This is a genomic window from Nocardioides pantholopis, from assembly GCF_003710085.1.
In the GTDB taxonomy this organism is placed as follows: Bacteria; Actinomycetota; Actinomycetes; order Propionibacteriales; family Nocardioidaceae; genus Nocardioides; species Nocardioides pantholopis.
In genome coordinates this window covers 610,985-620,795 of the sequence record NZ_CP033324.1, presented here as the reverse complement: position 1 = coordinate 620,795, position 9,811 = coordinate 610,985, and the positions used below count along the sequence as shown (strand labels likewise).

Here is a 9,811-nt window from a genome sequence, read left to right as displayed (position 1 = left end):
TCGTGTCCAGAGTGCCGAGCGTCCACGCCGGCCTCCCCTCCGAAGGAACCGCGGCGCACACTATCCGCTCGGGGTGGCCCGTGGACGACCTTCGGCCGAGAAAATCTGCGCGGTCGTCCCGGGCCTCGGGGCGGCGGGTCGCCGACTACTTCGGGGGCATCCGGATGCCGCCGTCGACGCGGACGACCTCGCCGTTCATGTAGGAGTTGGTCAGGCACTCCACGACCATGCTGGCCAGCTCCTCGGGCACGCCGAGCCGCTTGGGGAACAGCACCGACTCCCCCAGCTTGGCCTTGAACGCCTCGGCGTCGGGACCCTCGCCGTAGATCGGGGTGTCGACCAGGCCGGGGGCGACCGTGTTGAGCCGGATCCCGGAGGCGGCCAGGTCGCGGGCGACCGGCAGCGTCATCCCGACCACGCCACCCTTGGAGGAGGAGTACGCCGCCTGGCCGATCTGGCCGTCGAACGCGGCGACGCTGGCGAGGTTCACGATCGCGCCCCGGCAGCCGTCGGCGTCCGGCTCGTTGCGGCTCATCACCGAGGCCGCCTGGCGGACCATGTCGAAGGTGCCGATCAGGTTGATCGCGATCACCCTGGTGTAGGCCTCCAGCGAGTGGGCCGAGTCGACCTGGCCGTCGCGCCCGATGGTGCGCTGGGCCCAGCCGATGCCTGCCGAGTTCACCACGGCGCGCAGCGGCGCGATCTCGGCGGCGGCCTCGACGGCAGCGTTGATCTGCTCGGTCTGCGTCACGTCGACCTGGGCGAAGACGCCGCCGATCTCGGACGCGAGCGCCTCACCCTTGTCGGCCTGCAGGTCCGCGACCACGACGACGGCGCCGAGCGCGGCCAGGCGGCGGGCGGCTGCGGCGCCGATGCCCGAGGCGGCTCCGGTGACGATGGCACTTGATCCCTTGATGTCCATGGACCGGAGCATAGGGGCCGGACCGGCGGCTCAGAGGTCGGTGGTCCCCGCCGCGACGACCACGGCCGGCCCGCTGAGCAGCACCCGCCCGGTCGTCGTCCAGGTCACGCCCAGGGTGCCGCCGGGGACGTCGACGCGGTATCGCGCGTCGGTCGTCGGTGTCGCGCCCACCGTGGCGTGGTGGTCGTGGATCGCGGCCGCGACCGCCACCGCACAGGCGCCGGTGCCGCAGGAGCGGGTCTCCCCCGAGCCGCGCTCGTGGACCCGCATCGCGACGTGGTGGTCGCCGCAGCCCACGACGAACTCCACGTTCACGCCCGCGGGGTAGACCTCCCGGTCGTAGGCCGGCTCCTGGCGCAGGGTGCCCACCGGGCCGTCCGGGTCCAGGGAGTCCACCCGGGCGACCGCGTGCGGGTTGCCCATGTCGACGTGCAGCGCGGGCCAGGTGCGGCCGTCGACGGCGACGACGGTGCCGCCGAGCACCCGCGGCGCCCCCATGTCGACGGTGAGCAGGTCGCCCTCGACAGTGACCGTCTTGACCCCGTCCCGGGTGCCGACCGGGATCGGCCGCGCCGGGTCGACCAGGCCCGCGTCGATCAGGTGCCGTGCGAAGACCCGCAGCCCGTTCCCGCACATCTCCGACGCCGAGCCGTCGGCGTTGCGGTAGTCCATGAACCAGGTCGCCTCGGCGGGGCCCACGTGCTCACGCGCCACGTCGTACGCCGCGGTGCGGACCACGCGCAGCACCCCGTCGCCCCCGATGCCGGCGCGGCGGTCGCACAGGGCCCGGACCCGCGCGGGCGCCAGCGCCCCGTGGACGGTGCCGTCGTGGTCGGGCAGCAGCACGAAGTCGTTCTCCGTGCCGTGGCCCTTGAGGAAGTCGTAGGTCATTGCGCGTACAGCCCCTTGCGGTAGTTCTCCGGCCGGTAGTACTCGTCGAGCTCGGCGACGCTCTGCCCGGCCCGCTCCACCTCGGCGGCGAGCACCGCCCGCCGCGGCACGAGGCCCTCGGGGTCCCAGGTCTCGGGCTGCCACAGGTCCGAGCGCAGGAACGCCTTGCCGCAGTGGAAGAAGATCTCCTCGATCGCGATCACGGCCGCCAGCACCGGGCGGTGTCCCGCGACCACCATCTCGTCGAGGAACGGGGCCTCGCTGACCAGCCGGGCCCGGCCGTTGATCCGCAGCGTGTCGCCCCGGCCGGGGATCAGGAAGGTGAGCCCGACGTGCGGGTTCTCCAGGATGTTGCGGTAGCCGTCGGCGCGGCGGTTGCCGGGCCGCTCGGCCAGCGCGATGGTCCGGTCGTCGAGGACGTGGACCAGGGACCCCGCCGGGTCGCCCTTCGGCGAGGCGTCGCACTCCCCGGCCGCCGAGGCGGTCGCCAGCACACAGAACGGCGAGGCGGCCAGCCAGGCCCGGTCCACGTCGAGCAGCGCCGGACGCGTCTTCTCCCGGGCCCGCCGCGTGGGCTCGCCGAGCAGCGCGGCGAGCTCCGCGGCGGTGCCGATCTCGGTCCAGGTCACCCACCCAACCTAGCGCCGGGGCCGCACCACCGCCGCGCTGCCGCCGCCGCGCCGCTCGGGCTCGGCGACCGCGACCAGCCGGCCCCGGGGGCCGAACCCGATCGCGGTGGCCGCGCCGATCTCGGCTGCGCTGGTGAACGCGTCCCCGGCCGGGCGCAGCACGTGGCCCAGCCCGGTGAGCCCCGCGCCGTACCGGTCGATGAAGGTCGGCTCCGCCGTGACCGCCTCGGTGTTGCGCTGCGCGGCCCGCGGGGCCGCGATCGCGCGGGGCAGGCTCATGCCGCGGTCGACCCGGTTGAGGATCATCTGCAGCACGGTGGTGATGATCGTCGAGCCGCCCGGGGAGCCCAGGGCCAGCACCGGGCGGCCCTTGCGGGTGATGATCGTCGGCGACATCGAGCTGCGCGGCCGCTTGCCGGGCTGGATCCGGTTCGGGTCGGCGGGGTCGTAGGTGAGGCTGAAGTCGGTGAGCTCGTTGTTGAGCAGGAAGCCGCGGCCCGGCACCACGATCCCGGAGCCGCCGGTCTGCTCGATGGTCAGCGTGTACTCGACGACGTTGCCCCACCGGTCGGCCACGGTGAGGTTGGTGGTGGAGACGTTCTCGGTGTCCTCCGCGACCGTGCCCGCCGGGGGGGCGGCGTCGCACTTCCCGTCGTAGGCGCCGACGTCGCCGGCCGCGACCGGCTTCGTGGCCGCCCGGGCCGGGTCGAGCCGGCAGGCCCGCTCCGCAGCGAACTTGTCGTCGAGCAGGCGGCGCACCGGGACCTTCACCTTCGCGGGGTCCCCGACGTACTTCGCGCGGTCGGCGAAGGCCAGCGCGCTGGCCTCGAGGTAGTGGTGCAGGGCGTCGGTCTCGGACATCGTGCCGAGCCGGTAGCGCTCGAGGATGTTGAGCGCCTCGCCGATCGTGGTGCCGCCGCTGGAGGACGGCGGCATGCCGTGGATCGTCAGCCCGCGGTAGTCGCTGGTCGTGGCCTTGGCCTCCGCGACCCGGTAGCGGCGCAGGTCGCTGCGGCGCAGGTAGCCCCGCGGCACCGGCAGGTCGGTGCCGGCGGCCTTCGGAGGCCGGCGCACCGCCTTGACGATGTCGCCGGCGAGGGCGCCGCGGTAGAACGGGCGCAGCCCCTTCGTCGCGAGCAGGTCGTAGGTCTTGGCCAGCGCCGGGTTGCGGAACCTGCTGCCCACCCGCGGCGCCTTCCCGCCGGGCAGGAAGAGCTTGCGGGTGGAGCGGAGGGCCGCGAACCGCTCGGCGTTGTCGTCGGTCTGGTCGTGGAAGGTCTGGTCCACGACGAAGCCCTTGCGGGCCAGCTTGGTCGCCGGGCGCAGCGACTGCGCCAGGGACCGGGTGCCCCACCGGCGCAGCGCGGCGCGCCAGGTGGCGGGGGTGCCGGGGGTCCCGACCGAGACGCCGCTGGTGACCAGCTGCGGGGTGAACGGGTAGGTCTCCCCGGTCGCCGGGTCGATGAACGCGTCGCGCGGCATCGACCGGGGCGCGGTCTCGCGGCCGTCGATGGTCTGCACTCGGCGGGTGCGGGCGTCGTAGTGGACGAAGTAGCCGCCCCCGCCGATGCCGGCGCTGTAGGGCTCGGTGACCCCGAGCGCGGCGGCGGTCGCGACGGCGGCGTCGACGGCGTTGCCGCCCGAGCGCAGCACCTGGACCCCGATCCGGGTGGCGTAAGGGTCGACGCTGCTGACGGCCCCGCCACGACCGCGGGCCGTGGCCACCTTGGCGGGACCCTTCGGTCGCTCCTCGACGGCGGCGCCGGCGTTCGCCGCGGCCGGGGCGGCGGCCGGCGCGGCCGCCTCCGCGGTGCCGAGGGCGGTCAGCGAGGCGGCGGGCAGGGCGAGGGCGAGGAGGACGGCGGGAACACGCATGGCACTTCTCCCGGAAGGACGGCACTGTCGGGGGCCTCTTACCCCGATTCGCAGTGGTTCAGCCCCTCTCCACCCAACTCGTGCTCACGACGGCTCAGCGCGGGCCCACGACCTCGTAGCGGGCGCACAGGAACGCCCGGTTGCGGGCGTGCCCGAGCAGTCGCAGGTCGAAGCGGCGCGGAAACAGCGGCCGACCCGCGCCCAGGGTCACCGGGGCGATCGAGACGACCACCTCGTCGAGCAGCCCCTGCTCGGCGAACTGCGCGGCCAGGTCCCCACCGCCGACCACCCACAGGTCCCGTCCGCCCGCGGCCTCGGCCATCGCGGCGTGCACCTCCTCCACCGGCGCCTGGGTGAACCTGATCAGCTCCCCGACCGCCGGCAGGTCGCGGTGGGTGAAGACCCAGGCCGGGACGTCGTAGGGCCAGGACTCCCCCGAGGAGGCCAGGTGCGCGCGCAGCCACTCGTACGTCGTGGCGCCCATCGCCACCGCGCCGATCCCGGCGTAGAAGTCGTCGTAGTTCATCGCGCCGTGCTCGTCGATGTCCTGGGTGAGCAGCCAGTCCAGGGAGTCCTGCTCGTCGGCGAGGAACCCGTCCAGCGTGCTCGCCGTGTAGTAGGTCGTGCGGGTCATGCGGGGCCTCCGGTCCGTCGTTGCAGCCAGGTGATCGGGTCGCCCTCGGGCCAGGGCGGCGCGCTCCCGAGGTCGGCGAGCAGCCAGCGGGCGACCTGGCGCCGGTGGGGGGCGTAGGTCAGCACGTGCGCGAGGACGCTGCCGAGCACGAAGGTCTCCGGCGGCTCGCACAGCGCGTCGACCAGCCGGTCCCCCCACGCGCCGCGCCGCTCCACGTCGCGCACCATCGCCAGCCAGCGCGGCGCGACGGCCGCGTGCCGGTCGATCAGGTCGGCGGCGTCGCCGGACCCCGGCTCCGGCGCGCCGGAGCCGTCGATCGAGGCCAGCCACACCTCCTTGGCCAGCACCAGGTGCCCCAGCACCTGGGCCAGGGACTCCTCGGCCCCGTCGAACGGCAGCGCGCGGTGGCCGGCGAGCCGGGGACGCCGGTACTCCTCCCCGCTCAGGCCCTTCGCCGCCTCGAGCAGGTCCCGGGTGTCGTCGAGGTCGTGCTCGACCAGGAGCGCGGTGACCTCACCGCCCGACGGCTTGCCTCCTCCCTCCACCCACAGCGACATCGGCGGGTGGAAGTGGATGCCGTTGGGCGCCGGCAGCCAGTGGCTCGCCGGGTCGTGCGCGGTCACGGTGCTGGGCGACTGCCCGTAGGCGCGGGCGAACGCCCGGCTGAAGCCCTCCACCGAGTCGTAGCCGGCGGCGAAGGCTGCGTCGGTGACTGAGGCTCCCCGGCGCAGCTGCCAGGCGGCGCGCTCGAGCAGCACCCGGCGGCGCATCGACACCGGCGGCTCGCCGGCCCCGCGGGAGAGCTGGCGGCTGAAGTGGAACGGCGAGGCGAACGCGTCGCCGGCCATCGCCTCCAGGGTGGCGTTCTCCTCGTCGAGGACCGCGTCGAGGAGCTCGCGCAGCCGGTCCGGTGCGGGTGTCGTCTCGGGCATGGCTCCAGTCTGGGGCCGGCGGGCGCCGTACCGCCCGACCGTCCTTGCTCAACTCGGGGCTCAGGCGCCGGGCTCAGGTGGCGAGGTCGTCGACGGCCTCCAGGGCGCGCCGCACCCGGTCGGGGTCGTCGTACCTGACCCAACGGATCCGGGGGTCCTTGCGGTTCCAGGACTCCTGGCGCCGGGCGAAGCGCCGGGTGGCGACGACGGTGCGCTCGCGGGCCTCGGCCTCGGTGCACTCCCCGCGGAGGTACGCCGCCACCTCGCGGTAGCCGATCGCCCGGGAGGCGGTGCGGCCCTCGGCCAGCCCCTCGGCCAGCAGCCGCTCGACCTCGGCCACGAACCCGGCGGCGAACATCTCCTCGACGCGGCGCGCGATCCGGGCGTCGAGGGCCGGCCGGCCGATCTCGACACCCACCTGGACGGTCAGCGGGTCGGCGTACTCCAGGGCCGGCAGCGAGGCGGTGAACGGCCGCCCGGTGATCTCGATGACCTCCAGGGCGCGGACCACCCGGCGGCCGTTGTCGGCGCCGATCCCGTCGGCCGCGGCCGGGTCGAGCCCGGCCAACCGGGCGTGCAGGGCGCCGGGGCCGACCTCGGCCAGCTCGGCCTCCAGCCGGGCCCGGACCGCGTCGTCGGTGCCCGGGAACTCGAAGCGGTCCAGGATCGCCCGGGTGTAGAGCGGTGAGCCTCCCACCAGGACCGGCACGGTGCCCTGGGCCCGGAGCCGGGTGACGACCGCGCGTGCCCGGCCCTGGAACTCGGCGACGGTGAGCGGGTCGCGCACGCTCAGCAGGTCGAGCAGGTGGTGCGGGATCCCCCGGCGCTCGGCCGGCGGCAGCTTGGCGGTGCCGACGTCCATGCCGCGGTAGACCTGCATCGCGTCGGTGTTGACGATCTCGCCGCCCAGGGCCTCGGCCAGGTCCAGGGAGAGCGCGGTCTTGCCCGAGGCGGTGGCGCCGACGACGGCGACGATCGGGACACGGATCGGGTCGGGCACGTGCACCAGTGTGGCAAGCGGGTACGGGTGCCCCATGAGCGACTCCCGCGAGAATCAGCCCCCGCCCCGCTCCCCGCTGCGCGACGACGAGCCGGCCGCCCCCATGGAGCCCATCGAGGGCGCCAAGGACCCCGGCCCGCAGGTCCAGCGGGTGACCCGCGACGACACCCCCGGCACCGACGACCCGCCCCCGGCCAGCGGCGACCGGCCCGAGCAGGGCGACGCCGAGCGCGCCGCGCAGGAGGAGAACGCCGAGACCTCGATGGACCAGCCGTCCCAGTGACGGCGCCTTGCCCCCCGCCCCCCGACCCGAGGAGGACGTCGTGACCGACATCCCCACCGAGAAGCCAGTCGAGGACGTCGCCGAGGACGTGCTCGCCGACGATCCCGCCGACCCGGAGGAGTACCAGGCCTCCGAGCGCGAGCAGGTCTCCGCCGACACCGGGACCGTGTACGACGCGACCGGCCAGGCCGACGAGACGCCCCTCGACCTCCCCGTCGAGGACGAGGAGGAGTGAGCGACCCGCGCGTCCTGGGGCACGAACGGGCGGTGTTGGACGCGATCGGGTCGGGTACCTGCGCGCCCTACACGACGTTCGGCTTCCGCGTGGAGCCCGAAGGGAGCACTGCATGAGCGAGACCGACCTCGGCCCCCAGCCCGATCCGGAGATCGAGCCCGGCGAGCCCAACCCCGGCGGGGTGGACGCCGTCCCCGTCGACCGCGAGAACATCCCCGCCGACCTGACCGTGGAGGCCAACCCCGCGGTGGAGACGGAGAGCGCCCCCGACGCGATCAGCGAGGGCGAGGACACCAGCACCGAGGCGACCCGGGGCGACGGCGAGGGCGAGGGCAACGCGGAGGGCGAGGCGACGGCATGACCGACGTCCGCGACTCCACCCCGAACTCCAGCGGCCCGGAGCGCGCCCAGGGCGAGATGGGGGTGAGCAGCGAGCGGGTCGGTCCGACTGGCCCCGGCCAGGTCAGCACCGACGGCGTCCGCGACGTCGCGCCGGTCGAGCCCGACGGGGACACGCCCCCCGAGCAGTCCGCCGACGGCGCCGGCGAGGACAACCCCACCGGCCTGCAGCCGAAGGCCGGTTATCCCAGCCGGGACCCGCGCTCGGCCCAGAACCCGTACGAGCCGTCGTAGGCACGGGCCAGCGGTGAGCTGGCCACCGTTCGACGCGCCTGACTCGGCCCGGCGGTGAGCTGGCCACCGTTCGACGAGCCTGCCTGGGGCCAGCGGTGAGCTGGCCACCGTACGACGTACCCACCTCGGCCCAGCGGTGAGCTGGCCACCGTACGACGCGCCCGAACCGTGGCTGGCTCACCGCTCCCCGGAGTGAACCGTGGCTGACTCACCGCTCCCCCGGAAGAACCGTGGCTGACTCACCGCTCGCACCCGGCCAGAGGGAGCCGACCGCTCAGCGGCAGGCGGGAGCGTCCGGCAGCGGTGCCGGCACCCCGAGCGACGGCATCCCCAGGGAGACACCCGAGACGCCGGCCGGCGCGGGGCCGGCCTGACGGGCCGCCCAGGCGTCGCCGGAGCGGGTACGGCGCACGGCGCGGACCGGGCCGTCGGCGACCAGGTGGTGCGGTGCGGCGTAGGTGAGCTGGACGGTCACCATGTCGCCGGGGCGCACGTCGTCCGCGTCCACCGCGGAGAAGTCGGCCTCGAAGTGCACCAGCCGGTTGTCGGGGGCACGGCCGCTGAGCCGGCGGGTGGCGGCGTCCTTGCGGCCCTCCCCCTCGGCGACCATCAGCTCGACCGTGCGGCCCACGAGCCGCTGGTTCTCCGCCCAGGAGATCTCGTTGACGAGGTCGACCAGGCGGTTGTAGCGGTCCTTGACGACCTCGGGCGAGATCTGGTCGGGCAGGTCGGCGGCGGGCGTGCCGGGGCGCTTGGAGTACTGGAACGTGAAGGCGCTGGAGAAGCGCGACTCCCGGACCACCCGCATCGTCTCGAGGAAGTCCTCCTCGGTCTCGCCGGGGAAGCCCACGATGATGTCGGTGGTGATCGCGGCCTCGGGCATCGCGGCGCGAACCCGCTCGATGATGCCGAGGTACTTCGAGGAGCGGTAGGAGCGGCGCATCGCGCGCAGCAGCCGGTCCGAGCCGGACTGCAGCGGCATGTGCAGGCTCGGCATCACGTTCGGCGTCTCGGCCATCGCCTCGATGACGTCGTCGGTGAACTCGGCCGGGTGCGGGCTGGTGAAGCGGACCCGCTCCAGGCCCTCGATGTCGCCGCAGGCGCGCAGCAGCTTCGAGAACGCCTGCCGGTCGCCGAACTCGACGCCGTAGGCGTTCACGTTCTGGCCCAGCAGCGTCACCTCGGTGACGCCCTCGGCGACCAGGGCGCGGACCTCGGCGAGGATGTCGCCGGGCCGGCGGTCCTTCTCCTTGCCGCGCAGGGCCGGGACGATGCAGAACGTGCAGGTGTTGTTGCAGCCCACCGAGATCGAGACCCAGGCGGCGTACGCCGACTCGCGCTTGGTCGGGAGCGTGGAGGGGAAGACGTCGAGGGACTCCAGGATCTCGACCTGGGCCTCCTCCTGGACCCGGGCGCGCTCCAGCAGCACCGGCAGCGAGCCGATGTTGTGGGTGCCGAAGACGACGTCGACCCACGGCGCGCGCTGGGTGATCGTGGTGCGGTCCTTCTGGGCCAGGCAGCCGCCGACGGCGATCTGCATGCCGGGGTGGGCGGCCTTCACCGGCGCGAGGTGGCCGAGGTTGCCGTAGAGCTTGTTGTCGGCGTTCTCGCGGACGGCGCAGGTGTTGAACACGACCACGTCGGCCTGCTGGCCGGTGGGCGCGGCGGCGTACCCCGCGTCCTCGAGCAGGCCGGTGAGCCGCTCGGAGTCGTGGACGTTCATCTGGCACCCGTAGGTGCGGACCTCGTAGGTGCGCGTCATGACCGCACCAGGGTA

Annotated in this window: 12 protein-coding genes; 4 read left to right on the top strand and 8 right to left on the bottom strand. The window is 74.4% G+C overall.

The window, feature by feature from the left end; translation table 11 throughout:
• Positions 1–145: 145 nt before the first annotated feature.
• The 7 genes from EBO35_RS02920 to miaA form a co-directional block, all read right to left on the bottom strand.
• Positions 146–922, bottom strand: a complete 777-nt coding sequence (locus EBO35_RS02920; RefSeq protein WP_122816398.1) for an SDR family NAD(P)-dependent oxidoreductase — start codon at positions 920–922, stop codon at positions 146–148.
• Between the two features lie 30 nt (positions 923–952).
• Positions 953–1,813 carry a diaminopimelate epimerase gene (gene dapF / locus EBO35_RS02915; protein WP_122816397.1) on the bottom strand — a complete coding sequence of 287 codons (861 nt, stop codon included), beginning with the start codon at positions 1,811–1,813 and terminating at the stop codon, positions 953–955.
• Positions 1,810–2,442, bottom strand: coding sequence for a pyridoxamine 5'-phosphate oxidase family protein (locus tag EBO35_RS02910; protein ID WP_122816396.1), 633 nt, complete (start codon positions 2,440–2,442; stop codon positions 1,810–1,812). The genes dapF and EBO35_RS02910 overlap by 4 nt, the downstream gene beginning before the upstream one ends.
• Before the next feature lie 9 nt (positions 2,443–2,451).
• A complete protein-coding gene (gene ggt / locus EBO35_RS02905) occupies positions 2,452–4,317 on the bottom strand; it encodes a gamma-glutamyltransferase (RefSeq protein WP_122816395.1) in 1,866 nt (621 codons plus the stop codon).
• A 94-nt stretch (positions 4,318–4,411) separates the two neighbouring features.
• Entirely contained in the window at positions 4,412–4,951 is a 540-nt protein-coding gene (locus EBO35_RS02900; RefSeq protein WP_122816394.1) for a dihydrofolate reductase family protein, read from the bottom strand.
• On the bottom strand, positions 4,948–5,883 hold the full coding sequence (locus EBO35_RS02895; RefSeq protein ID WP_122816393.1) for a helix-turn-helix domain-containing protein: 936 nt from the start codon (positions 5,881–5,883) through the stop codon (positions 4,948–4,950). The genes EBO35_RS02900 and EBO35_RS02895 overlap by 4 nt, the downstream gene beginning before the upstream one ends.
• A 73-nt stretch (positions 5,884–5,956) precedes the next feature.
• Positions 5,957–6,883 carry a tRNA (adenosine(37)-N6)-dimethylallyltransferase MiaA gene (miaA, locus tag EBO35_RS02890; protein WP_241153833.1) on the bottom strand — a complete coding sequence of 309 codons (927 nt, stop codon included), beginning with the start codon at positions 6,881–6,883 and terminating at the stop codon, positions 5,957–5,959.
• 34 nt (positions 6,884–6,917) lie between these two features.
• Here miaA and EBO35_RS02885 point away from each other — a divergent pair, with 34 nt between their 5' ends.
• The 4 genes from EBO35_RS02885 to EBO35_RS02870 all read left to right on the top strand — a co-directional run bounded on the left by EBO35_RS02885 (position 6,918) and on the right by EBO35_RS02870 (position 8,034).
• On the top strand, positions 6,918–7,166 hold the full coding sequence (locus tag EBO35_RS02885) for a hypothetical protein (RefSeq protein WP_122816391.1): 249 nt from the start codon (positions 6,918–6,920) through the stop codon (positions 7,164–7,166).
• A 40-nt stretch (positions 7,167–7,206) separates the two neighbouring features.
• Positions 7,207–7,401 (top strand): hypothetical protein, encoded by a 195-nt coding sequence (locus EBO35_RS02880; protein ID WP_122816390.1) that lies wholly within the window; start codon positions 7,207–7,209, stop codon positions 7,399–7,401.
• A 112-nt stretch (positions 7,402–7,513) separates the two neighbouring features.
• The gene (locus EBO35_RS02875) at positions 7,514–7,762 is read left to right on the top strand and encodes a hypothetical protein (RefSeq protein ID WP_122816389.1); all 249 of its coding nucleotides are present in this window, start codon (positions 7,514–7,516) and stop codon (positions 7,760–7,762) included.
• Positions 7,759–8,034, top strand: coding sequence for a hypothetical protein (locus tag EBO35_RS02870; protein ID WP_122816388.1), 276 nt, complete (start codon positions 7,759–7,761; stop codon positions 8,032–8,034). Before EBO35_RS02875 ends, EBO35_RS02870 begins: the two co-directional genes overlap by 4 nt.
• A 274-nt stretch (positions 8,035–8,308) precedes the next feature.
• Here the strand turns inward: EBO35_RS02870 and miaB are convergent, their stop codons facing one another.
• Positions 8,309–9,796, bottom strand: a complete 1,488-nt coding sequence (miaB, locus tag EBO35_RS02865; protein ID WP_122816387.1) for a tRNA (N6-isopentenyl adenosine(37)-C2)-methylthiotransferase MiaB — start codon at positions 9,794–9,796, stop codon at positions 8,309–8,311.
• Between the last annotated feature and the right edge of the window lie 15 nt (positions 9,797–9,811).